Annotated in this window: 16 protein-coding genes; 5 read left to right on the top strand and 11 right to left on the bottom strand. The window is 66.6% G+C overall.

What is annotated here, in order from left to right:
* Positions 1-11: 11 nt before the first annotated feature.
* From ACLP9N_RS30325 to hrcA, 6 genes are all read right to left on the bottom strand, one after another.
* Complete coding sequence (locus tag ACLP9N_RS30325) at positions 12-1,316, bottom strand: hemolysin family protein (protein ID WP_442410834.1); 1,305 nt, start codon at positions 1,314-1,316, stop codon at positions 12-14.
* Positions 1,313-1,846 (bottom strand): rRNA maturation RNase YbeY, encoded by a 534-nt coding sequence (gene ybeY, locus ACLP9N_RS30320; protein WP_442410833.1) that lies wholly within the window; start codon positions 1,844-1,846, stop codon positions 1,313-1,315. The genes ACLP9N_RS30325 and ybeY overlap by 4 nt, the downstream gene beginning before the upstream one ends.
* A 19-nt stretch (positions 1,847-1,865) precedes the next feature.
* Positions 1,866-2,924, bottom strand: a complete 1,059-nt coding sequence (locus tag ACLP9N_RS30315; RefSeq protein ID WP_442410832.1) for a PhoH family protein — start codon at positions 2,922-2,924, stop codon at positions 1,866-1,868.
* Positions 2,925-3,032: 108 nt separating this feature from the next.
* Positions 3,033-3,818 carry a 16S rRNA (uracil(1498)-N(3))-methyltransferase gene (locus tag ACLP9N_RS30310; RefSeq protein WP_442410831.1) on the bottom strand — a complete coding sequence of 262 codons (786 nt, stop codon included), beginning with the start codon at positions 3,816-3,818 and terminating at the stop codon, positions 3,033-3,035.
* Between the two features lie 9 nt (positions 3,819-3,827).
* Positions 3,828-4,976 (bottom strand): molecular chaperone DnaJ, encoded by a 1,149-nt coding sequence (gene dnaJ / locus ACLP9N_RS30305; RefSeq protein WP_442410830.1) that lies wholly within the window; start codon positions 4,974-4,976, stop codon positions 3,828-3,830.
* 70 nt (positions 4,977-5,046) lie between these two features.
* Complete coding sequence (gene hrcA, locus ACLP9N_RS30300) at positions 5,047-6,078, bottom strand: heat-inducible transcriptional repressor HrcA (protein ID WP_442410829.1); 1,032 nt, start codon at positions 6,076-6,078, stop codon at positions 5,047-5,049.
* Between the two features lie 209 nt (positions 6,079-6,287).
* Here hrcA and ACLP9N_RS30295 point away from each other — a divergent pair, with 209 nt between their 5' ends.
* The 3 genes from ACLP9N_RS30295 to ACLP9N_RS30285 all read left to right on the top strand — a co-directional run bounded on the left by ACLP9N_RS30295 (position 6,288) and on the right by ACLP9N_RS30285 (position 8,186).
* A complete protein-coding gene (locus tag ACLP9N_RS30295) occupies positions 6,288-6,602 on the top strand; it encodes a type II toxin-antitoxin system VapB family antitoxin (RefSeq protein ID WP_442410828.1) in 315 nt (104 codons plus the stop codon).
* Positions 6,603-6,696: 94 nt separating this feature from the next.
* A complete protein-coding gene (locus ACLP9N_RS30290; protein ID WP_442410827.1) occupies positions 6,697-7,284 on the top strand; it encodes a carboxymuconolactone decarboxylase family protein in 588 nt (195 codons plus the stop codon).
* Complete coding sequence (locus ACLP9N_RS30285) at positions 7,281-8,186, top strand: sigma-70 family RNA polymerase sigma factor (RefSeq protein ID WP_442410826.1); 906 nt, start codon at positions 7,281-7,283, stop codon at positions 8,184-8,186. Before ACLP9N_RS30290 ends, ACLP9N_RS30285 begins: the two co-directional genes overlap by 4 nt.
* Here the strand turns inward: ACLP9N_RS30285 and ACLP9N_RS30280 are convergent.
* Both ACLP9N_RS30280 and ACLP9N_RS30275 read right to left on the bottom strand, forming a co-directional pair.
* A complete protein-coding gene (locus ACLP9N_RS30280; RefSeq protein ID WP_442410825.1) occupies positions 8,183-8,689 on the bottom strand; it encodes a hypothetical protein in 507 nt (168 codons plus the stop codon). The genes ACLP9N_RS30285 and ACLP9N_RS30280 overlap by 4 nt on opposite strands.
* A 227-nt stretch (positions 8,690-8,916) precedes the next feature.
* Complete coding sequence (locus ACLP9N_RS30275; protein WP_442410845.1) at positions 8,917-9,459, bottom strand: hypothetical protein; 543 nt, start codon at positions 9,457-9,459, stop codon at positions 8,917-8,919.
* Between the two features lie 228 nt (positions 9,460-9,687).
* Between ACLP9N_RS30275 and ACLP9N_RS30270 the strand changes: the two genes are divergently transcribed.
* The gene (locus tag ACLP9N_RS30270; RefSeq protein ID WP_442410824.1) at positions 9,688-11,094 is read left to right on the top strand and encodes a SagB family peptide dehydrogenase; all 1,407 of its coding nucleotides are present in this window, start codon (positions 9,688-9,690) and stop codon (positions 11,092-11,094) included.
* On the opposite strand, the gene ACLP9N_RS30265 is transcribed toward ACLP9N_RS30270, so the two are convergent.
* From ACLP9N_RS30265 to ACLP9N_RS30255, 3 genes are read right to left on the bottom strand one after another with little or no spacing between them, the layout of a single operon-like run.
* The gene (locus ACLP9N_RS30265; protein WP_442410823.1) at positions 11,091-14,588 is read right to left on the bottom strand and encodes a non-ribosomal peptide synthetase; all 3,498 of its coding nucleotides are present in this window, start codon (positions 14,586-14,588) and stop codon (positions 11,091-11,093) included. The two genes, ACLP9N_RS30270 and ACLP9N_RS30265, sit on opposite strands and share 4 nt — an antisense overlap.
* 13 nt (positions 14,589-14,601) lie before the next feature.
* Entirely contained in the window at positions 14,602-19,125 is a 4,524-nt protein-coding gene (locus ACLP9N_RS30260; protein ID WP_442410822.1) for an amino acid adenylation domain-containing protein, read from the bottom strand.
* Positions 19,126-19,135: 10 nt separating this feature from the next.
* The gene (locus tag ACLP9N_RS30255) at positions 19,136-24,217 is read right to left on the bottom strand and encodes an amino acid adenylation domain-containing protein (protein ID WP_442410821.1); all 5,082 of its coding nucleotides are present in this window, start codon (positions 24,215-24,217) and stop codon (positions 19,136-19,138) included.
* Positions 24,218-24,515: 298 nt separating this feature from the next.
* On the opposite strand from ACLP9N_RS30255, the gene ACLP9N_RS30250 reads away from it, so the two are divergent.
* Positions 24,516-25,073 carry a GNAT family N-acetyltransferase gene (locus ACLP9N_RS30250; protein WP_442410820.1) on the top strand — a complete coding sequence of 186 codons (558 nt, stop codon included), beginning with the start codon at positions 24,516-24,518 and terminating at the stop codon, positions 25,071-25,073.
* Positions 25,074-25,162: the final 89 nt, after the last annotated feature.

The following is a 25,162-nucleotide window of genomic DNA, read 5'->3' as shown; positions in this document are numbered from 1 at the left end:
CATCCAGCGGCTCAGTCACGACGATCGCCCTCCCGCTCGGAACCGTCGGATTCGGCCGGGCTGAGCAGGACGGTGCCGATCCGCACCCGCCCGCGATGATCGGGACCGCCTTCAGCGCGCAACCGCAAGCCGTGCGATACCACCTCAGCCCCGGGCAGCGGAACCCTGCCCAATTCCAGAGCCAGCAGGCCGCCCACCGTGTCGACGTCGAGATCGTCGTCGAATTCCATGTCGTACAGCTCGCCGACGTCTTCGATGGGCAGGCGCGCCGACACCCGAAACCGTTTTTCGCCCAAGTCTTCTACCGGTGCCGTCTCGGCGTCGTCGTACTCGTCGGCGATCTCGCCGACGATCTCCTCGAGCACGTCTTCGATGCTGACCAGACCGGCTATCGCGCCGTACTCGTCGACCAACAGGGCCATGTGGTTGCGGTCGCGCTGCATTTCCCGCAGCAGCGAGTCAAGCGGTTTAGAGTCCGGCACGAACACCGCTGGGCGCATCACCTGCGCCACCTTGGTGTGCCGGCCGCGATCTTCGGATGTAAACGTATGCTGGACAAGGTCTTTCAGGTACACGACGCCGACGATGTCGTCGACGTTTTCGCCGATCACCGGAATGCGGGAATGCCCGCTGCGGACGGCGAGAGTTGTGGCTTGAGCGGCTGACTTGTCATCTTCGATCCAGATCATTTCGGTGCGCGGCACCATGACCTCACGGGCCGGGGTGTCACCGAGTTCGAAGACCGACTCGATCATCCGGCGCTCGTCAGCGGCGACGACGCCGCGCTGCTGTGCCAGGTCGACGACTTCGCGCAGCTCGATCTCGGATGCGAACGGCCCGTTCCGTAAGCCGCGACCAGGGGTCAGCAAGTTGCCCATCACCACCAGCAACCGTGGGATCGGCATCAACAGTCGTGAGACCGCCTGCAGCGGAAGGGCGGTCGTGAGCGCGATGGCGTATGCGTGCTGGCGGCCAAGCGTACGTGGCCCCACGCCGATGACGACGAAGCTGGTTATCACCATTATGGTCGCGGCGCCGAACAGCCCCGAGGTAAGTCCGAAGTTGTCGTAGAGGAACACCACCAGCAGTACTGTCGCGGTGATCTCGCACGTGATGCGGAGCAGTACGACCAGGTTGACATAGCGCGGCCGGTCGGTCATGACCGTGAGCAGGGCCCCGGCGCCAACTCGCTCGTCGCGCACCAGCTCCTGCACTCGCGCCAGCGACACTGTGCTGATGGCGGCATCGATCGCGGCGAAAAGCCCGCCCAGGGCGATCAATGCGATCGCACCGACCAGCTGAGACAGGCCGGTCAAAGGTCGAAATGCCTTGACTTGTCCAGCAACCGGCGGTCCCGTTCTTCCTGGCGGTCTAGGTGGTAAGCCTCGACTTGTTCGGCGACCCACTCTTCCAGCAGCCGGTCCTGCAGGGCGAACATCTCTTTTTCCTCGTCCTTGTCGCCGTGGTCGTAGCCCAGCAGGTGAAGTACCCCGTGGATTGTCAACAGCGCCAACTCATGTCCGAGACTGTGGCCCGCCGTAGCCGCCTGTTCAGCGGCGAATTCCGGGCATAGCACGATATCGCCCAGCATGGCTGGCCCCGGCTCCGGCGCGTCGGGACGACCGCCCGGTTCGAGCTCGTCCATCGGAAAGCTCATCACGTCGGTCGGCCCGGGCAAATCCATCCAGCGCATGTGCAGGTCGGCCATCGCTGCGGTGTCCAACAGCACCATCGACAGCTCAGCGCCGGGGTTGACATCCATTTTGTCGATGACAAACCGTGCGACGCTAACCAATTCGACTTCGGAGACGTCGATGCCCGACTCGTTGGACACTTCAATGCTCATCGGATGCTCACAGCATTCATCATCGGCGACCGCGGGAGCCCGTCGCGCGCCGAGCAGCTCGGTTCATCCCCGAGCCGGGCTCCTCGTGTCTTGCGTAGGCGTCGACGATCTCGGACACCAGCCGATGGCGCACCACATCCGCACTGGTCAGTTCGGCGATGTGGATGTCGTCGATGTCTTCGAGGATGTCGACCGCCGCACGCAGACCGGACCTCGCGCCGCCGGGCAGGTCGATCTGAGTGATATCCCCGGTCACCACGACCTTCGACCCGAAACCCAGTCGGGTGAGGAACATCTTCATCTGCTCGGGCGTGGTGTTCTGCGCCTCGTCGAGGACAATGAAGGCATCATTCAACGTGCGTCCCCGCATATACGCCAGCGGCGCCACCTCAATAACCCCGGCGGACATTAGCTTCGGGATCAGCTCGGGGTCCATCATGTCGTAGAGCGCGTCATACAGCGGCCGCAGGTACGGGTCGATCTTCTCGCTCAGCGTTCCCGGCAAAAAGCCAAGGCGCTCACCGGCTTCCACCGCGGGGCGGGTCAGGATGATGCGGGTGACCTGTTTGGTCTGCAACGCGTTGACCGCCTTGGCCATGGCCAGGTATGTCTTGCCGGTGCCGGCCGGCCCGATCCCGAACACGATGGTATTGGCGTCGATCGCGTCGACATAGCGCTTCTGGTTGAGCGTCTTCGGTCGGATCGTCTTTCCGCGGCGCGACAGGATGTCCAAGGTGAGCACTTCGGCCGGCGACTCGTTGCCGGTGCCGACCAACATGGCGACACTGTGCCGCACCACTTCGGGCGTCAACGGCTGATGGCTTGCGGCGATGGCGACCAATTCGGAGACCGCGCGTTCGGCCAGCGCGACGTCGGCCGGCTCCCCGGAGATGGTGACGGTGTTGCCCCGCACATGGAGGTGGGCATTGAGGGCGCCTTCCAGGGCTCGCAGGTTTCCGTCGGCTGACCCGAGCAAGCCCACGACGAGGTCGGGCGGAACGTCGATGCTGCTGCGAACCTGAGCGTCGGTCTGCCGAGTTCCGGGTGCGTCGGCGGCGCGGGTCTCGCGGGGCGTCACGTGTTGTCCGATGCCTGCTTTCTGGGCCGGTGAATGTCGATCGTCAGTCTACCGCTGGTCAGGATCGCGTCCCAAAGATCGATACCCACCGGTGACGGCGTCGCCACCTTACGGTCTTGCCTCTGAGACAGGTGGTTCAGAGTCGGGACCATCCCATCGCGACGTCAGCACTCCCAGCGCTCCCAATGCCACCGCCGCCGCGGTCGATGTCCGCAGCACCGTCGGGCCCAGCCGCACCGCCACCGCACCCGCATCGGTCAGCACTTCGATCTCCTCCGGCGCAATACCGCCCTCGGGACCGACCACCAACATCAGCGAATCAGCTTGCGCGACAGCAACATCCGCAAGCCGATCAGTCGCCGACTCATGCAGGGCCAGCACCGCCGCGCCGCCGGCTACCTCGTCGCGGATCCGCTGGGTCAGCGCCGCGGTGGACACCACGCCGTCAACCGGCGGGATGTGCGCTCGGCGGGATTGCCGGGCCGCCGAGCGGGCGACCGCACGCCACCGGCGCAGTCCCTTGTCGACCCGGGCGCCGTCCCAGCTGCACACACAGCGGGCCGCCTGCCACGCGACGAATGCATCGGCGCCGGCCTCGGTGGCCAGCTCGATGGCCAACTCCGAACGCTCGGATTTCGGCAGTGCCTGCACCACCGTCACCGGCGGACGGCCGGGCGCGACGCTCCAACGGCCCAACACCCGGGCACGCAACCCGTCGCGTCCGGCGTGCTCGACCACACAGCTGGCGAGGCCACCGGCTCCGTCGCCGAGCACCAGTTGCTCGCCGGGACGGATTCGACGGACCGCGGCTGCGTGAAATCCTTCGTCGCCGTCCACGACGGCCAGTGCGCCGGTATCGGGCAATGCGTCGACGTAGAACAGCGTCGCCACCATGCGCAGGCGTTAGCGCCCGGTGAATGTCTCGCGCAGTCGGCTGAACAATCCGCCACCGGCGCTGTGCGTCGAGCGGACCTCGGCCACGTCGCGGCTGCGGCGGCTCTTCAGTTCGCGCAGCAGTTCGGAGTCATGGTGGTCCAACCGAGCGGGAACCACCACCTCGACGTGGACGTGCAGATTGCCCCGTGTGCTCGAGCGCAGCTGTGGCATCCCGTGACCACGCAGTGTGATGACCGAACCCGGTTGCGTGCCAGGCGGAATGGTGATCTCGCTGATGCCGTCCAGGATGGCGTCCACGGTGATCGTGGTGCCCAGCGCCGCGTCGACCATCGGCACCGAAGCCGTGCAATGCAGGTCGTCACCGTCGCGGACGAAGATGTCATGTGCCTGCTCGTGCACCTCGACGTACAGGTCACCCGCCGGCCCTCCGCCGGGGCCGACTTCGCCTTGGGCGGCCAGCCGGACCCGCATGCCGTCGCCGACGCCGGCGGGGATCTTGACGCTGATCTCCCGACGGGCCCGTACCCGGCCGTCGCCGACGCACTGGTAGCACGGGTCCGGGATGACTACCCCGACACCGCGACAGGTGGGACACGGCCGCGACGTCATCATCTGACCCAGCAGCGAACGCTGCACGGTCTGCACCTCCCCGCGACCGCCGCAGGTATCGCAGGGTATCGGCGCGGAATCGCCGTTGGTGCCCTTGCCCTGACACCGGTCACACAACACCGCGGTGTCGACGGTGACCTGTTTGGTGACGCCGGTCGCGCACTCCTCGAGGTCGAGCCGCATCCGCAGCAGCGAGTCCGAACCCGGCCGGACGCGCCCGATGGGACCGCGAGATGCGGAGCCTGCACTGAAGCCGCCGCCGAAGAAGGCCTCGAATACATCGCCCAACCCGCCAAAACCGCCGAAACCGCCGGCTGACGCGGCCGCGTTTTCGAGCGGATCACCGCCCAGGTCGACGATGCGGCGCTTCTCCGGATCGCTCAGCACTTCGTAGGCGGCGCTGATTTCCTTGAATTTCGCCTGCGCGGCCTCATCGGGGTTGACGTCGGGATGCAGTTCGCGAGCCAGCTTGCGATATGCGCGTTTGATGTCCGCATCGCTGGCGTTTTTGCTTACGCCGAGCAGCCCGTAGTAATCGCGTGCCACGCTTGACTCTCCTATAGGGGTCTTATGCCGCCCCTAGGCGGCTGTCCTCAAACTCTGCAGCAGGTGCACTTCATCGGGCACCCAGGACTTCGCCAATATAAAGAGCAACCGCAGCAACGCTGGCGATAGTTCCCGGATAGTCCATCCGGGTGGGTCCCAGCACACCCATACCGCCGTACACGGTATCTGACGTGCCGTAGGCGGTGGACACCATCGAGGTGCCCATCATCTGCTCGGAAGCCGTTTCGTGACCGATGCGCACCGTCACCTTGCCGGCTTCCTGCTGGGCCGCCAGCAATCGCAGCACCACCACTTGCTCTTCCAGGGCCTCCAGGATGGAGCGCAACGAACCACCGAAGTCCGCCGCGTTGCGGGTCAGGTTGGCGGTTCCGCCCATCAGCAGGCGCTCTTCGGTGTGCTCGACCAGCGACTCCAGCAATACCGTCGCCGCGCGGCCCACCGCGTCCCCGAAGCTGCCGGCGCCGCTCAGCTGTGTGGCGAGTTCAGCCACCGCGACCGAGGCGGCCGAGAGCTTCTTGCCGTCCAGCGCCTGACCGAGGACCTCACGCAGCTGGGAGAGCTGGTGATCGTCGATGATATCGCCGAGTTCGACGATGCGCTGATCCACCCGGCCGGACTCGGTGATGACCACCATCAACAGCCGGGCCGGTGTCAGCGCGATCACTTCCAAATGGCGAACGGTCGAGGTCGACAGCGTCGGGTACTGCACCACCGCCACTTGGCGGGTCAGCTGGGCGAGCAGCCGCACCGCACGCCGCAACACGTCATCGAGGTCGACACCGGACTCCAGGAAGCCTTGGATCGCGCGCCGTTCGGCCGATGACAGCGGCTTGACTTCGTCGATCCGGTCCACGAACTCGCGGTAACCCTTCTCCGTGGGCACCCGCCCGGAGCTGGTGTGCGGCTGGGTGATGTACCCCTCGGCCTCAAGCACGGCCATGTCGTTGCGGACGGTGGCGCTGGAGACGCCCAGGTTGTGGCGCTCCACCAGGGATTTCGAACCGATCGGTTCCTTGGTGGCCACAAAGTCGGCGACGATGGCGCGCAGCACCTCAAGGCGACGCTCGTCGGCACTGCCCATCGACTGTTCACCTCCTGGATCACGTTCATTTTATGGTCTCGGAAGGCTTGGAACTGACATGGACCGCCGCAGCGGCCCGGCGGCACGTGAGCGGTCCGGCAATTCGAGCCTGAGCTGCGATTCAGCCCACGTTTTCAAGCTAGCCTGTGCAGCATGATCCCGTCGGGCTTGGGCATGGGCTTGCACCCAGCGTCGGAGAGGATCCGCGGATGATCTTCAAAGGCGTGCGCGAGGGCAAGCCCTACCCCGAGCACGGGCTGTCCTATAAGGACTGGTCCCGGATACCGCCACAGCAGATCCGGCTCGACGAACTGGTCACCACGACTACCGTGCTCGCCCTGGACCGCTTGCTGTCGGAGGACTCCACGTTCTACGGCGACCTTTTTCCGCATGCGGTGAAGTGGCGGGGCGTCATCTATCTCGAGGATGGCCTGCACCGGGCTGTGCGCGCCGCGCTGCGCAATCGCACCGTGCTGCACGCGCGCGTATACGAAATGGACGTGCCGGTGGGCGGCCACGCCTAGGGCCGGTCACGTTTTGGCGCCGCCGGGTGTCGACAGAGTGAGGGCCGGCAAAGGCCTAGGCCCCTTATCGCAGCCCTGAGGCAGGAGGATCGCCATGTCCCGGCTTGAAGGAGTGTCCGACCGCGACGCCGGCCTGGGCGCCAAGATCGCCTTCTTCTTCACCAAGCGCAAGTTGGCGCGCATGACCGGGTTGAAAAGTCTGGGAGCCACCGAAATGCTCGAACCGCTGCGGATGTACGCCCATATCCCCCGGTTGCTGAACGCCTACGGCAGGCTCGAACAGGCCGAATCGAAGCTGGATATCCTCACCCCACGCGTGCGCGCCCTGGCCGAGCTGAAGTCGGCGACAACGGTCCGCTGTGAGTACTGCATCGACCTCGGTTCACAGATCGCGCGCGAATGGGGCATCACCGACGAAGAGCTGAGGTCGATGGCCGACTACCGGAACGCGGCATGCTTCTCCGAGGTCGACAGGCTGGTCTTGGAGTACGCCGCCGCGATCAGCCGCACCCCGGTCGGGGTGAGTGACGAGCTGTTCGACGCCCTGCGCGCCCACTTCGACACCGCCCAACTCGTCGGACTCACCCATGTCATCACGCTCGGCAACCTGCGAGCCCGGTTCAACATCGCGCTCCGCATCGGGTCGTCGGGGTTCTCGGCCGGTCGGGTGTGCGCCCGGTGACCCTAAGCGGATCGGCGGCGTCGGATGCCTCACAGGCGGCGCGATTCGAGGCGGCCCGGCCCCGGTTGGGCGCCATCGCCTATCGCATGCTGGGCTCGATCGACGACGCCCAGGACGCGGTGCAGGAGGCGTGGCTGCGGCTCAGCAGCGGCGGCGCGGGCGGCGGTGAGGACATAGCGAACCTCGATGCGTGGCTGACCACCGTGGTGGCCCGGATTTGCCTCAACACGTTGCGCGATCGCCGGGCCCGCGATCGCGAGGAGCTGGTCGTGCACCTGCCGGACCCGATCGTCGAGGCCGAAGGCGAATACGACCCCGAGCACCGGGCGCTGCTGGCGGACGCGGTGGGCCTGGCGTTGTTCGTGGTGCTGGACACCTTGCCGCCGGCCGAGCGACTGGCGTTTGTGCTGCACGACGTCTTCACCGTGCCGTTCGACCAAATCGCGCCGATCCTCGACCGCACCCCCGAGGCGACCCGCAAGCTGGCCAGCCGCGCGCGCAGGCGGATCGAACAGGCGGACCCCGTTCCGGACGCCGGCATGGCCGCGCAGCGCGAGGCCGTCGACGCCTTTTTCGCCGCGGGGCGCGACGGCGACTTCGGCAAGCTGGTGTCGGCGCTGGATCCCGGCGTGGTGCTGCGCGGCGACTTCGGCCCCGGCGCCGCCGTGTTCCGGGCCGAGGGCGCCGCCTCCGTCGCCAAGCTGGCCCGCAGTTACGCGGGACCGGAGCGTGATGTGCGCGCCGCCACCGTCAACGGCGCCGCCGGCGCAGTCATCTTCGTTGCCGGTCAGCCAACGGCGATCATGGGGTTCCTAATCCGCGGCGGACGAGTCGCCGCGATCGACGTGCTGGCCGACCCGCAGCGCATCGCGCGGATCGACTTGAGTGCGGCGGCCGGCTAGCTCGTCGCCGCCTGCAGCAGAGCGAGCGCGGCGTCATGCTGCAGTACCCAGTTGCCACCTTGGTTGACGAAGAAGAGGTGCTTCGTGACCGGCCCGGCGAACTTGGGACCCGAGATGGCTACGTCGGCCTGAGCCGCGTTCGGACCGGCCGGCGCGATATTCGTCACGTTGAACGTCTCGGGAAACTTCCCGTCTCGGTACGCCTTCCTCAGGTCGTGGTCGGCCACATGGCCCTCGTCCGGAGTGATGCCGTTCTCGACCAGATTGGTCTTGGTCGTGTACGAGACGCCGGGATCGGTCGCTTGCGTGCACAGGCTGGAAATCTGGTCGGGGGTCGGTAGGTCTTGCCCCGGCGGCGGGGGCAGTGGGTCCTGCGGCCGGGGCGCGCCGACTGCGGCCAGTTGCACCCCAGCCAAACCGGCTGGCGGTGCGATGGCAGCCAAGCCCGCGGCTGCGCCGCCGACGACGGCAAGCGCCGCCGCGCTTGTGGCGATCAATTTCATGGTTCCCCCTCCGATTCGCCAGGCCCGGGACGGGATGTGACCGACTGTCACAACACTGAGTGCCGTACCCGTTTTCCATGGCGAGACGGTGTCAGTGTGCCCGGCGTAGCTAGTGTTTGTGTCTCGGGGCGGTCACATTTGCAACGAAGCTACCTGGGAACGTCCTGAACGCACCGGGTGGATAACGTCAACGCGACGGCGATCCGCCCAGCCGGCGAATCCTTCGATCAGTGCCCGGCAGCTTGCAACAGCTCCATCGCCGAGGCGCGCGATAGCATCCAGCTGCCCTGGTTGACGAACGTGACGTTCTGGGTGACCGGGCTCGAGATCTTGGGACCCGAAACGGCAACGTCAGCCGTGGCCGAACCCGGAGCGGCGCCCGGTTGAATATTCGCCACGTTGAACGCCAACGGCAGGTCGCCGTTCTTGGCGGCCTTCTTCAGCTCGTGATCGGCCATGTGCGCCTCGGTTCCGCTGATGCCGCCTTCAACCAGGTTGCTCTTGTTGGCGAACGGAACGTTGGGATCGGCAAGGCTGTTCAACACGCCGGTCAACTGATCCGCGGTCGGGACGTTCGCGGCGGGAGCCGGCGATGGGGCCGGGTCCTGCGGCAACGGCGCGCCGACGGCGACCGGCTGCACCCGCACGGTCGGCACCGCGCCAGACGCGACAGACGTCACGGTGCACGTCACGATGGACGTCAGAAAGGCGGCCGCTGCCCCGATTGCGGCCACCGCCACAGCGCTGGTGGCGATGGTTTTCACGCTTATCTTCATGGTCAGGTCTCCCCCTCGATTGGCACCACGTTGCTCACATGTGGCGATAGTGCTGGTTGTGACAGGTGTTTCGTGCGCCAGTGCCGCGACGTTACCCAGGACGCCTGTGGAATACGCCTGAGTAATCTGTGCCGGAGCTGTGTGGCAGCCCAATTTACCGCTGGCCTACGCTAGTTGGCTTGGCACGGTCGCTTCACATTCACAGACGAAAGGGATTGCGGGTTGCGCGCCGTCACATACCCCGACCAAACGCGATTCGCGTTCCGCTCCGGCGTCACCTGCTTGACCACACCGGCCGGAGCGGTGCTGCTGAATCCTCCGCGCAGCGAGAAGCTGACCCGATTGACCGCGGGTCAACTCCACGCGCTCAAGGCGCTGAACCTAGCGCCGGCAACGGTTTCGGAGCTGTCCAAGCCCCCGGACGCAAACCAGGCCGGAGACAAGGCCGGAAACGACGTCGGCACCCTGATAAGCGAGCTTGCGGCCGGCGGCTGGCTGACGGTCGCGGTGCGTGACGGCGCCAAAGACCTGTATGCCATTGTGCCGTGCGGACAACCACCGCCACGACCGGCTTTGTGGTCGCCGCCTTCCGTCGTGTTGTCGAAATTCGCTGTATTGCATCGTGATTCGGAGGGCTTTGTCCTCGAGCATCCGTCGTCGTGGTGTGACGTGCGCATCCACGACGCGCGTCTGCTCCTCCTGCTCGACGGGTCCGAAAGCACAGACTTGCCGAGCGCCGTCGCGTCGCAGTTCATCGAGGACCTGCGCTGGAGCGGCATGCTTGTTGCGGTCGGCCAGGAGGACCAGGACTTCGAGGCCCTCAGCTGGAGCGCACCCGATCTGTGGTTCCACCGACGCAGCACGCTCGGTGAGCGCAACGTCACCTGGGAGCACTTCGGCCCGACCAAGTGGGCCAAGGGCCGGTTCCCGCAGCCGCCGGCGCGCACAACGAAATATTCGGGCGAGCCGATCGGCCTGCCCATCACCGACCTGGCGGACAAACGGACGCAAGACCCGACGCTGACGGCCGTCCTCGAAGATCGGGTTTCGACAAGGACATTCGACGATGCGCACCCGATCACCGTCGGGCAACTCGCCGAATTGCTGTACCGCACCGCGCGGACCCGCAGGACGCTGCCGGTCGGCGAGGGCGAAGAACTGCTGTCACGTCCGTACCCGTCCGGCGGCGGCATCTACGAACTCGAACTCTACCCCGTGGTGCGAAACGTCGCCGGACTCGAGGCGGGAATGTACCACTACGACTCGTTCGACCACGCGCTGCGTCTAGTGGCCGCCGGGGATTCAAAAGCGGTGTGCCAGTTGATGAAACCTGCCGCTGCGACGCTGACCGGGGGTGCTGAGCCGCAAATCCTGATCGTCATGGCCGCGCGTGCCGGCCGCATCATGTGGACGTACGAGCAGATTGGTTACGCCGCCATACTCAAGGATGTCGGCGTTCTGATGCAGACGATCTACCTTGCCGCCACCGCGATGGGCCTCGGCGCCTGCGCCCAAGGATTCAGTGACACAGCCGCATTCGTCGCGGCCACCGGTGTAGACGAACTGCATGAATGTAGCGTCGGCAGCATCATCGTCGGCTCCCCGGCCCGGACTCAGCCCGCGGCCTAGCCCTGCTGCAGTACCTCTTCATCGCTCATGGCCGCGATGTCGAGGTAGTGACGGGCGATCATGGCCAGTCGGTCCGGCGTGCCACGCTGGGCTTCTCGATTGTTCAGCCGCTCGGCGCAACCGGCCACGGTCCGCGTGGCGAACAGGTCCGCGACCACGGCATGATCGGCTTCCAGCCAGTCGCGGACCCGCGCGATGACGGTGGTGGCCAACACCGAATCTCCGCCCTGCGCAAAGAAATCGTCATGCACGCCAACCGTATCCACGCCCAGTACCTCGGCGACGATCTCGGCCAGCGCGGCCTCCACGTCGTTGCGCGGGGCACCGCCTCCGGCGGCCGAAGACTCGGGCGCATCCGGCTCGAGCAGCGCGGCCACCGCGCGGCGGTCCAGTTTGCCGTTCGAGGTCAGCGGAAACTGCCCGAAAAACACTGTGCGCGTGGGGACCATGTAGGTCGGCAGCAGCTCGGCGACGGCCCTATTAACATCTTTGGCGATGTCGCCGACCTCGCGTGGATCACCCGCGACGGCGGCGACCAGCTTCGGCGCGCCGGCATCGACGACGGCGGCGACGGCATGCCGCACCCCGGGAACGGCGCGAAGCGCGCTCTCTACCTCTCCCAGTTCGACGCGGTATCCGCGAATCTGCACCTGATGGTCGGCGCGGCCGAGGAACTCGATGGTGCCGTCGGGCCAGTATCTGGCCACGTCACCGGTCTTGTACCAGCGGATGCCATCATGTTCGACGAATACCTGGGCGGTGCGTTCGGGATCGTTGCGGTATCCCGCGGCGACGTTCGCGCCACCTACCCAGAATTCGCCGGGAACCCAGTCGGGGCAGTCGCGGCCCGAAGGCGACACCACCCGGCACCGGACGTTGCGCAACGGAACACCGAAAGGAACCGTCGCCCAGTGCGCCGGCGGTTCGCCGACCACTTCGCAGATGGTGTTGTGGATGGCCGTTTCGGTCGCGCCGCCGAGGCCCGAGAACCGGCATCCCGGCACCTGCCTGGCCAGCCTGCGAGCCAGGTCGGCGCCCACCCAGTCGCCACCGAGGGTGACGGCGCGTAACGAATCACCCAGCCGGTCGCCGCCGAGCTCCAGGATCATATCCAGCATGCTCGGCACGCAGTTGAGTATCGAAACCCGGTGTCGGCGCAGCAGTTCCACCCACGCGGTGGCCGCGGCCTTTTCGTCGGCATCGACCGCTACCAGCGAGCCGCCCACCGAGAACATGCCGAAGATGTCGTAGACCGACGCGTCGAACTCGAGGGCTGACAGCGCGAGCACCCGATCGGCGCTGCCGACCCCGAACCAGTCGTTCACCGCGTCGATGGTGTTCATCGCCGCGCAGTGCGGGACGTCGACGCCCTTCGGCTGGCCCGTAGAACCGGAGGTGAAGATCACATACGCGATCTGGCCGGTATCGGGAAAGACCGGCGCTTGCAACGGCTCCGGATGCACGGGCGCCACGTCGATGGATACGCACGAAATCCGCGGTCCCAGGTTCGCGCCGTCGACCGTCAGCGCCGCAACGATGTCGGCGGACTGAAGAATCTTGGCCCGGCGCGCTTCCGGCTGATCGAAGCCGATCGGCACATACGTCCCGCCGGCGGCAAGCACACCGAGCACGGCCGGAACCTGATCGCGTCCCTTGGGTAGCTGAACGCCGACCGCGTCGCCGGTGCGTACCCCGTTGGCGCGCAACGCTCCTGCGACGGCAAGCGCGCGCTCGGCGAGCTCCCGGTAGGTCCACCCACCCACACCGTCGTGCGCACCCCACACTACGGCGGGAGCGTCGGGGGTGGCCGCGGCGTGCTCGAAGAAGCCCTGATGCAAGCACCGCCCGCTGACCGGACCGTCGGTCCCGTTGACCGCGGCACGCACCTCAGCCTGGTCGGTGGGCAGCCGCACCGCGGCGGCGGCGTCCCAGCCCGTATCGCCGCCGGCGAGCCGTTCGACCGCCTCGGTAAATGTGGCGAACATGGCGTCGATCACGCCTGGCGGGAACGCCGACTCGCGGACGTCCCAGTTGATCAGCAATCCGCCCCGTAACTCGGTGACCTGGGCGTCCAGCAAGACCTGTGGCCCCTGCGAAATAATCCACACCGGCTTGCCGAATGTCTGGATCACGTTGTCGGCGAATAGCTCGCCGAGATCGAGGGCGCTGGTGAAAACGACCGGCGCCAGCACCGGCTCGCCCCGGTGCCTGCCCAGATCACGCAGCACTTCGAGTCCGGAATAGGTCGCGTGCGAGCCGCTTTCGTACATCGTGTGCTGCAGTTGGCGCGCGCGATCGGCGACGGAGACGTCAGCGGTGACGTCGACCTCGAGCATGATTGACGACGTGAAGTCCCCGATCACCCGGTTGATGTCCGGGTGCACCGATTCGCGGTGAAACAGCGGCACATTCAGCAGAAACCTGCTCTGCGCTGACCAGCCGGCGATGGTGTCGGCGAAGACCGCCGCCAACGCCATGGCCGGTGTGATGCCGCGCTGGTGCGACCCGGACACCAGCATCTGCTTGGCCTCCGGTGACAGCCAATGGTCGTAGCGGACGGTGCGATGCGCTGCCATGCGGTCGCCGAGCGGCACGGTGGGCAGTTCGGGAGCGCCGGGCATCTCGGGCAATCGCTGTTGCCACCAATCCCGGTCACGCTCGCGTGCGGCGGGATCGGGCTGACGCTCGCTGCGATAGCGGCAGTAGCTGTAGCCGGGCGCGAGCAGCGTCTCTCCTTGGGGCAACTTGTACGACGCGGCCAGCTCGGATGCCAGCACCCGATAGCTCAACGCGTCGCCGGCCAGCATGTCAATGTCCAGATGCAGCCGGCTGCGCTCCTCGTCCCACAGGGTCAGCGTGACGTCGAGGACTTGGCCGTCTTCAATTCCCAGCCGCTGGTGGGTTTTATGTTCGCGCAACTCCGCCAGTGCGGTTTGCACCACTTCCGAACTCTGTCCGCGCAGGTCGATCACACTGAAGACCGGCCGACCCGGTTCGGACATCGTCTGTTGCGTCCCGTTCGGCAGGAATCGGGTACGTAGCATCGGATGGGCCGCGACCAGCTGCGATACCGCTGCTTTCAGGCGCGTTGGATCGATGGGGCCACCATCGAATTCGACGTAGAGATGGGCGGCGACACCGCCCAACTCCTGTTCGTCGGAGCGACCGATCCAGTACGCATGCTGCATGGTGGCCAGCGGGAACGGCGCTGCTTCCAGGGCCTGGTCTGGCTCGGCGGGTCGATCGTCGGGTGTTGCAGGGCTTGATATCTCGTTACTGCCGAGCAGCGTATGCCAGGATTCGATGGTGGGGCTGCCGGCGAGGTCGGCGAAGGTGATGCCGGATCCCCGCTTACGCCACCCCCCCGCCAGCGCCATCATGCGCATGGAGTTCAGGCCCATCTGGATGAGATCGTCGTGGTCGGCGATCTCGGTGGCCGCGGAGCCGAGTTGGGCCGCGACCGCGGCCCTGATCTCGTCCCGGCTGATTTCCATGTCGGTTCTCTTCCTATGCCAAGCCCGCGGCGAGCGCGGCGATGCCGCGCTGCCAGAAATGCGTCAGACGGTCAATGTCGAAGCGCGCAAACAGCGCATCGCTCCACCGCCAGTTGGCGATCAGTTGCGGACCCTCGGGTGTCGCACCCACCAGCACGCTGATATTCAGCGCGAAGCGCAGCGGCAGATCCGGTTCGGGATCGATCGGGAGCGCGTCGATATACGGCGCGGTGAGCAGCGACCACGCTTGATCCGTTGCCCCACTGAGGTCCAAGCGGCCCAGATAGCCGAACTGAATCTGCGGCTCGGCCCCGCGCTGCAGCTCGGGGACGCGGTCGACGTAACGGAGCAGTCCATAGTCCAATCCCTCGTGCGGGATCGCACGCAGATGGGCCGTCACCGATTCCAGCAGCGCACGCGCCGCGCCCGGATCACCCTTGGCCCGTTCGATATCGACGGCCGCCGCGCCCACCCCGAGCCGCACCGGGAATGCGGTGGTGAACCAGCCGACAGTGTTCGTGGTGTCGGTGTCCAGCTCCGCGTCGGCGCGCCCATGTCCCTCCAGCGCAATCAGCGCGCCCGAAGCCGGATCCTCCCCACGCTCGCGACGCCAACTCGCGACCGCGATTGTCATTGCAGTCAAAAGGAATTCGCGCACACCTCCGTTTCTGGTCAGGGTGGCGAGCACGCGTTCCGTCTCGGGAACGGGGGTGATGACCTGGCTTACTCGCAGCGTTGACCATGTATCGCGGGTCGGGTTCGGATGCCGCCGGCCCAGCGCAGGATCGGCTTCCCGGACCTGCGTGATCCAGTAGTCGCGCTGGTTTTGCACCTCCGGCTCGGCAGCGCGTTCCCACATCAACTGCGACCAGCGGCGGTAGGAAGTGAACTCCGGCAGCGTCTTCGGCGCCGCGCCCGATTGCACCGAGCGCCATGCCTCGGCGATATCGCCCAGCATGATGTGCCAGGACACCACGTCGACCGCCAGGTGGTGCGCGGTGATCAGCAGCACCTCGCCGCGTTCGGCGCCGCGGAACCAGACCGCCCGCATCATGGCACCCGCTCGGGGATCGATCTCCTCGTTGACCGCGCGGGCGGAATCCGCGATGGCCGAACACAACTCCGCGGCGGTCGTGCTCGACACCGCCACGCGGGTAAGCACGTCGGCGGCCCGAACCACGCCGGGTTCGCGGGTGACCAGGCGCGGTCCCTCGGGAGTGTCGGTCAGGATCGACCGCAGGGTGTCGTGCCCGTCGAGCAACATCTGCAACATCAACTCGATTGTTGGACAGTCTATTTCGCCGGTTAACCCGAGCAGCACGGTGTGGGTGAAGCGGCGGTAATTGCCGTACTCGTAGAGCCAGGACACCATCGGCAGCGGCGCCACCTCACCGTATTCACCATCCTCGGCGGCGGTGCCCGGGTCGGCTTCGTCGATCGCCGCGGCCAGTTCGCGAATTGTCAGCGCGGTGAACACCATCCGCGGACTCAGAACCAGACCGCGCCGCCGGGCCTTATGGACCAACGAGATCGCCACAATGCTATCCAGCCCGAGAGCGAAGAGGTCGTCGTCGATGTGCGGTGCCACGCCGTTGAACTGCTCCTTGCATACTTCGCACAGCGTCCGCTCCGTCTCGGTCGACGCCGACGCCGCACCGTCCGTGTTGACACGCGACAGCGCGTCGGAGGCCAGTCGGTCCAACGCGTGACCGTCGAGCTTGCCGTTGGCGTTGACCGGCAGCCGCGGCAAAGCCACGATCCGGGCCGGCACCATGTACGGCGGCAGGCTTTCGGCGAGGCCGGCGCGCAGCCGGGCCGGGTCGCCGTTGGCATCCTGTTGCCACACAACGAAACCCACCAGACTGGCGCCCGTTGCACGGCGCACGACAGCGACGGCGGCATCCTCCACGTCGGCCCAGCCCCGCAGGGCGGCCTCGATCTCGCCGATCTCCACGCGGTAGCCGCGAATCTTGACCTGGGTGTCGGCGCGCCCCAAATAGGCGTATCCGCCGTGCGGCAGGCGACGCACTAGGTCACCGGTGCGGTACATGCGCTGTCCCGGGCGCAGCGGGTCCGCCACGAATCGGCTCGCGGTCAGCGACGATCTGCCGACATAGCCGCGCGTCAGCTGTGCGCCGGACAGGTAGAGCTCGCCAACCACACCGTTGGGCACCGTCCGTAACGTCGAATCCAGTACGCAGCCGACGGTTCCGACGTTCGCCGTGCCGATGGTCGGTGTCTCGTACTGCTTGACCGGGGCCACCACCGCCTCCACGGTCGCCTCGGTGGGCCCGTAGCAGTTGTAGACAGCCAGCGGCAGCGCGCGCAACTGTTCCCACAGCGCGGTATCGATCGCTTCGCCGCCCAGGGCTAACACCTCGAGTGGGCGGTCCAGCAGCCCGGCGGCGCGCAGCTGCACCAGCATCGACGGGGTGGTGTCGATCATGTCGATCTGCTGGCTCGCCATGCCTTGCACCAGCCGGTCGGCGTCGCGCATCTCCTCGGCGTCGAACAGGTGCAGGGCGTGACCGTCGAGCAAGCCGATCATGGGCTGCCAGGAGGCGTCGAAGCTCAGCGACCAGGCGTGCGCGATGCGCAGCGGACGGCCCAGCCGCGCCGAGGCCGCCCGGTAGACACGGTCGCGATGGTCGGCGAGATAGGCGAGTATCGCGGCATTGGTGCCGACGACGCCCTTGGGCTCACCGGTCGAACCGGAGGTGAAGATGACGTAGGCGCTGTGCTCGGGATCACGGCGCACAGCCGGAGCCGTCGCCGGCAGTTGCGAAATACGCTCGGCCACAGCGGGATCGTCCAGCACCAACGCGGGCAACCCTCCGGCCAGTTCCGCCTGGTCGGCCTCGATGATGACCAGTGCCGGGTTCGCCTGGCGCAGAATGGATTCGACGCGAGCGGCCGGCAGCGTGATGTCGACCGGCAGATAGGCGGCGACGGCGCCCAGCACCGCCAGGATCGCGACGATGGAGCGGCTGGAGCGCGGCAACACCAGTGCGACGACGGTTTCCGGGCCGATGCCAAGCCGCGCCAGCTCCCCCGCCAGTCGGCTGGCGTCGGCGTGCAGTTCGGCATACGTGTACCTCTCCCCACCGCCGGTGGTCAATGCGACGGCGTCCGGGGCGGCGCGGACCTGCGCCTCGAACGTCTCCCACACCGTGGTCCCGGGCGCCGACACAGTTGCGAGGTCGCTGAATTCGGCGCGCTCCGCCGAAGTGAGAATGTCCAGGGCCTCTGGCGTTTGGGGGGGATCATCACCGATGCCGGGGAGTTGACGCAGCACGGCAAGCAATCGCTCCCCGATCTGGTCCGGCCGAAGATGGGGCAGCGCCTGATGAATCGCCTCGACGAGAACGACCAGCGCGTCGCCTTTCAGGTGCGAGACCACGGTCAGCGGGTAGTGCGTCAGGCTTTCCATCTCGATCGGCGAGAAGCGGGCTCCGCCGGGCTCGGTGACCTCACGGATGGCGTCCTCGATGGGAGCGTTTTCGAAGACGAACATGCTGTCAAACAAAGCTCCGCGGCCATGTTCCCGCTGTACCTCGGACAGGCTGAGGTAACCGATGTCGCGCATCGCCGACGACTCGCGCTGCAACCGGAGGCATTGCTCGATCACGGACTCGGTACGGCTCACTCGGTGCACCACCGGCACGGCGTTGATGAACAGTCCGACCATGGTGTCCACGCCGGGCAACTGTTCGGGGCGGCCGGAGACGATGGTGCCGAAGACGACGTCGCGACGGTCGGTGAGCCTGCTGAGCACGACGGCCCAAGCGAAGAGCACCACGATGTTGAGGGTGAGGCCGTGGCGGCCGGCCCACTGCCGCAGGCGTGCCGTATCCGCCTCACCCAACAGCAGTTCCGTCTTTTCCGGCACGCCGTCACCCGCGGCGACCGTACCGTCGGCCACCATCAGCGGTCCGGACACACCGCGTAGATACTCGTCCCACTTGGCAATCGCGGCCGCCCTGTCCTGCCCGGCCAGCCATACGATGTAGTCGCGGTAGGGTCGCGGTGCGGGCAGCCCGCCGGCCGACCCACCCGCCCGATACACGGCGAGCATTTCGGTGAAGAACACCGCGAGCGCCCAGCCGTCTACCAGAATGTGATGCGCGGTGAAAATCATGCGGCGTCTGGTCTCGCCGGGAACCGTGAGCAACACGACGCGCAGCGCCGGACCGCGGCTCAAATCGAACGGCCGACGCCGCTCGGAGCGCGCGATGGAGTCGAATTCGGTTGGCGTCGCAATTCGTTCGGACCACGGCAGTTCCGCCTCGGCGGGCACGATCTGCACCGGCTTGGGCACGTCGCGATCCCAGAAGGCGGCGCGCAGGTTCGGGTGCCGCTCCAGCATCGCTTGAGCGCTGCGGCGCAGCAGCGCGACGTCGACCGGTCCGTCGATGTCGACCACGAACTGCATGCTGTAGGGGTCGACGCTGTCCTCGGCGAGTCGGTACAGCGCTAACAGCCCTTCCTGAAGGGGGCTGAGGGCAAGGACGTCCTCGATCTGCGGAGCTGACGTCACGAACGCGGCCTCATGACTGTCTCTGCCAGGACGCGGTCAGCTCGGCCAGCGCATCAGCGCTCAGGCCCGATGCGCTCATCGGCGTGTAGTGCTGCTCCGGCTCCGAATCCGGTTGGGCTGCGGGCTGATTGCTGGCGGCTGGGACCCCCGAGACCGCCGCGGCCAGCTCGGCGATGGTCATGTGCTCGAACACCATCGGCGGGGTCATGGCCAGTCCCTGCGCGTTGGCCTGGGCCGACCATTTGATGGAGATGATGCTGTCACCGCCAAGGGCGAAGAAGTTGTCCTCCGCTTCGACGCCGGTGATGTCGAGCAGCTCCTCCAACAGGGTGATCAGGACCCGCACGATCTCCGCCGGCGGCTCGGCGATCGGTTGCGACGGCGCACCAGCCTTAGGGGTCGGCGGGGCGAGCAGCTTGTCCATGTCGGCTGCGGGCAACAACTCCACGGTGGACACGGCGGCGTCCGGTGTCGTCGCGAAGGCATTCAGCGCCGCGTTGAGGGCATCGGCGATGAGCGCCGCCGTCTGCGGTTCGTACAGATCGGCGTTGGCGACGATCCGCACATCGAGTTCCCCGCCGGGTGTCACGTTCATGCCCACGTCGAGATCCAGCAGAGAGACCTCGAAGTCGATCGGAAGCGGAACGACCGTCGTATCCCCCGTCCCGGTCAGGTCACGGGGAATCAGTGCCCAGTCCTCACCTCGGAAGTGGATCATGCTTTGGTACAGCGGGTTCCGGGACCGCAACCGCGGCGGGTTGAGCGCCTCAACCAGGCGTTCGATGGGCAGTTCTTGGTGTGCGAACGCATCGAGGACCACGTCGCGGCTACGCGCCACCATGGCGCGCAGACTCGGATCGCCGGAAAGATCGTTGCGCAGCACCACCATATTGGCGAACAGGCCGATCAGGTTTTCGGTGGCCGGGTCGACCCGGGACACGACCGGACTGCCGATCGGAATGTCCGCACCGCCACCGAGCTTGTGCAGCACTACCGCCAGAACGGCCTGATAGACCATGAACTCGGTGGCGCCGCTTTGCTCGGCGAGCTGGGTGAGGGCGGCGCGGCGTGCGGCCGAGACCGTGAAACTCACCACCTCTCCGGCCTTTCCGATTACCGGCGGGCGAGAATGGTCCGGGGCCACCGAGATCTCGTCCGGCAATCCGGCCAGCGCATCACGCCAGTGCGCCAGTTCGTCCTGTCCCCAATCGCTTCCCGCCTCGAACGCATGTCGTTGCCACAGTGCGTAATCCGCGAACTGGACGGGCAGAGCGGACCACCGTGGGGCGTCGCCTCGCAGTCGCGCGCGGTACGCAACGATCAGGTCTTCGAAGAGGATGCCGAGGGAGGCATGGTCGCTGACGATGTGGTGGACGAGCATGACCAGGACGTGTGCTTCTGGGCCGAGCGCCAACAGGGTCGCCTTGATCAGCGGTCCCGACTCGGGGGTGAACACGTGCCTGCGCAGCTGGGCAACCGTCTCGTCGACCCGGTCTTCGCTGACGTAGTGGACCGGCAGTTCCACCCGTAACGCGGGATGCACGATGTGATACGGAACACCTTCGTGCTCAGCGAAATTTGTGCGCAGCGACTCGTGCCGCGCCACCACGTCGTTGAGCGCCTCGGCGAGCGCGCCAATGTCCAACTGACCGGTGAAGCGAAGCGCGAGGGGCATGTTGAAGCCGTCCCGCGCGCCTTCCAGCCGGTAGATCAACCACGCGGCCAGCTGCGAATACGACAACGGGGGTCGTTCCGGGCGAACCGCTTCGGCCAGCAGTTGTGGGCGCGAGGACTCTGCTACATGCTCGTCGGCGTCCATCTCGTCGAGGGCATCGAGGTCTATGTCGAACTCGGCGCGGAACTGCTCGATCAGCCGGGCCGCCAGTCCCGCCGGCGTCGGAGTGTCGAACGCGGCGCGTACGGCCAGTTCCACCCCGAACTCGGCACGGATCTGCGCGACCAGCCGCGCCGCCAGCAGCGAATGGCCGCCCAACCCGAAGAACGAGTCTTCGGCACCGACGCGCTCCCAGCCGAACAGCCCGGCGAAGATCGAACACATCCGCCGTTCGGTGGGCGTCGCCGGCTCACGGTAGGCCCGCACCGCGACCGGGGTTGGCGCGGGCAGCGCCCGCTTGTCCAGTTTGCCGCTGACGGTCAGCGGGATCTCGGGGATCACCGCAAACGCATTGGGCACCATGTATTCCGGGAGCATCGACGCCGCGTGGGCGCGTATCTCGTCGAGGTCTATCTGGGTGGACGCGCCGGCGATGTCGTCACCGGTCACCGGCACCAGGTAGGCGGCGAGCATGGGACCTGCCTCGGCGTCTTCGGTGACGACGAGGCAGTGTCTGACCGTCGGGTGCGTCGCGATCACGGCCTCCACTTCGCCGAGTTCGATGCGGAAGCCGCGGATCTTGACCTGCTCGTCGGCTCGTCCGACGAATTCCAGTTGGCCGGAGATGTTGCGGCGGACCAGATCTCCAGTCCGATACAGCCGCATGCCGGGGTTGAACGGATCGGGGATGAATCGCTCCGCGGTCAGCCCTGGGCGCCCCAGATATCCGCGCGCCAACTGGACCCCACCGAGGTAGAGCTCGCCGATCACCTCGGCGGGAACCGGTTGCAACTCCTCGTCGAGCACATAGGCATAGACGTTGCGGTTCGGCACCCCGATGGGCACCACGCGGTTACCTTGGGGTCCCTCCACCCGCATGTGGGTCGAGCAGACCACGGCCTCCGTCGGGCCGTAATGATTGCGCAATTCCGCGTCGAAGTAGCCGGCGAATTTTTCGGCCACCTCGCCGGGGAGTGCTTCTCCGCCCACCGGCACGTGACGCAGTTGCCGCCATTCATCAACGTCAAAGACCTGCGGCAGCAGCAACAGGATGCTCAGCATGGAGGGCACCATGTGCAGCACGGTGACGCGGTGGCGGCTGATCAGATCGGCGACATAGGCGATGTCGCCGAAAGCCCCGCCCTCGGCGGGCCTGGGCACAATCAGCTGCGCGCCGAGCGACAACGTGATGAAGAGATCGAGCAGCGAGGCGTCGAAGCTCACCGACGACGACTGCAGCAGACGGTCTTCGGCGGTCATGCTCCATTCGGCGGCGAAACCCTCGACATGCTCGGCGATCGCCTGATGCGAAACCGCCACACCTTTGGGCTGACCGGTCGAGCCGGAGGTGTAGATGACATAGGCCAGGTGCCCGGGAAGCAACGGACGTAGCCTGTCGTCGTCCGTGGGCGCGACGTCCGGTAACTGAGCCGCGGCCTGTTCCGCCGCGGCGAGTTCGTGGCGCCCGATGACCGTTTTCGGGTGGGCGTCGGAGATCAGGTATTCGATGCGTTCGTCCGGGTAGGCCGGATCGATCGGCAGATAAGCCGCGCCGGCTTTCAGCACGGCGAGCATTGCAACGACGAACTCGATCGACGTGCTCATGCGCAGGCCGATGATGTCGTCGGCGCCGAATCCCTGTCCGATCAGCCAGCGCGCCAAGCGATTCGCGCGCCGATGCAGCTCGGCATATGTCAGCCGTGCCTCGTCGGAAACCAGCGCGACCGCGTCCGGCCTGGCGGCCGGTGCCGATTCGAGGATCGCGACCATCGTGGTGGCCGGCATCGGGACAAGGTCGCCGTGCGACTGCTCCAGAACGCTCTGCCGCTCGCCGCTGCCGAGCATGTCCAGGCTGGCGATGCGGCGTTCGGGGGCCCTCAACGCGTTGTCCAGCAGCTGAATGTAGTGAGCCAGCATCTGATCAACGAGCGCGGCACCCAGCACGTCGGTTTGGTACTCAAACTCGACGAGCACGCCGTCGGAGTCCTGCACCACCGCGAGGGCAAGCGGAAGATGGGCGGTCACCGCGCCCAGTTGCAGTTGTCGCACGGTGACGCCGTCCAACGCGAAGCCGCTCGCGCTCTTGCGCATGCTGAAGCCCAAGCGGACAAGGTGATCCATGCCGTCGTGTCCCATGCGCTTAGGGTTGACTTCGCGCACCACCCGATCGATGCCGACGGACTGGTGGGCGAAGCCGTTGAGGCATGTCTCGCGCACCGCCTCGACGAAGGAGGTAAAGGTGTCCCGCGGTCGTGCGGCGATCCGCGGCAGCAGCGTGTTGCCGAAGTACCCGATGGCGCCCTCGGCCGCGGCCCCACGATCGGTTACCGGCACCGAGACCAGGAAATCCGTTGCCCCCGTGTAGCGGCGCACCAGCACGCCGAAACTCGCCAGCAACACCATGAACGGCGACGCGGCGTGCTCACGCGCAAAACTCTCCACGCGGCCGAGCAGGTCGGCGGGCAGCGGCCGGGTTCGGCGCTCGGCCCGTCTGGACGGATGCGCGGCGCGCAGCTGCGGGAAGCCAGGCAGCTCCAGCGGTTCGGGCGACGGCCGCAGCATGTCTGCCCAGTAGCCGACGTCGGCGATGCCGGGTTGGGCCGGGGTCTCGAGCACCTCGACCGCGACAAACTGCGGCGCGGTCCCGCACGGTTGGTGACCGCTGTAGGCGGTGCTGAGCTCGTGGAAGAAGACTTCCCACGAATCGTCGTCCCAACAGATGTGATGCACCGTGAGAAGCAGCACGAAATCGTCGGTACCGCTGCGGATCAGGGTGATCCGCAACGGCAGCTCACGCGTCAGCTCGAATGGGCGGCCGAACTCGTCGGCCGCCAACGCGTCGATCCGCCGCTGCCGGTCCTCCGTCGGTTGATGCGTCACATCCTCGGTTCGCCAACCGATCTGTGCACCATCTGGGCTGTCGGAAAAGACTTGATAGGGTTCGCCCTCGCTATCCACCCCGTATACGGTGCGCAAAATGGCATGACGCGCAACGACATCATTGAACGCGGAACGCAGGCGCGCCTCGTCCAGTGCGCCCGTCAGCCGGTACGAAACACAGATGTTGAGCGTGACGTCGCTCGCGTCCATGGCCTGCAGAAACCACATCCGGCGCTGGCCGGCCGACAAAGGGTACCGTTCTCCAGCGCGAATCGCGGACCGCTTGCCCGATTCGGCTGCCGCCATGCCACTTTCGGCGACGCGTCGACGCAGCAGTTCCCGGCGGCGTTCCTGCATCGTCTTGGCATCGTCTGCCATCGTTGGTCTCACCCCTGATATTCAGTTCGCTAGATCGATCAGAGCAGGCGGGGCCGAGTGCCCGGTCTGGCAAATGCACGACACGACGCGCCTCAACGAACCTCCAATTTGTCGCCATCCGCCACGGCCGGACTTGCGACGAACTCTGCCGTCCAGGCATCGTCCGCCAGCCCAGTTGCTTATGTTAGCCTTCGCTAAGTTGGAGGGCTGTTGGGGCTGTCACAGCAACGCGCCGGTCGGCCCTTGCGCGATGTGCTCACGGCGGACCATGCGGGCCGTTCGGTCGGGAGGTACGCCGGTGAAGAAGCTGGACCTGCGGCAGTGCCGAGCCGCGCTGGACCATGACGCCTTCTCAGGGGACTTCTCGCTGCGTCGGTTGAGCCCTGAAGACGACCTGGACGTGGTGCACACCTGGATGAACGACCCGGAGGTGGCCCGATTCTGGAGGATGCCGTGGCCGCCGGAACAGATCGCGGCCTACCTGCGCGGACAGGATCGCAGCGCGCACTCCACTCCATACCTGGGCGAGCTGGACGGCGTCCCGATGAGCTACTGGGAGCTCTACCGCGCCGACCTCGACCCCCTCGCCCAGCACTACGTTGCCCGTGAGCATGACGCCGGCCTGCACTTGCTGCTGGGCCCGGCCGAATGCCGTGGGCGCGGGCTGGCGGTAAACCTGCTTCGCGCGGTCTCGTCCTGGCAGCTGGATGCGGATTCGCACGCCGCCCGAGTGGTCGCGGAGCCCGACGCCCACAACACACGAGCAATTCGGGCGCTCGAGCGTGCCGGGTTCCGGCGCACCGTCGACCTCGACCTGCCGCACAAACGGGCCGCCCTCATGATCCGCGATCGGTAGCGCTTCAAGGCGCACAAGCAGCGAACCCCGAGGTCAACGGGCCAGACCCGCGGTCCACGCGAAGCGAAGCTTACGTTAGCCTTCGCTAA

Source organism: Mycobacterium sp., from assembly GCF_052144515.1.
GTDB lineage: Bacteria > Actinomycetota > Actinomycetes > Mycobacteriales > Mycobacteriaceae > Mycobacterium.
The sequence above is the reverse complement of the archived record's forward strand: the minus strand, read 5'-3'. Positions and strand labels throughout refer to the sequence as shown.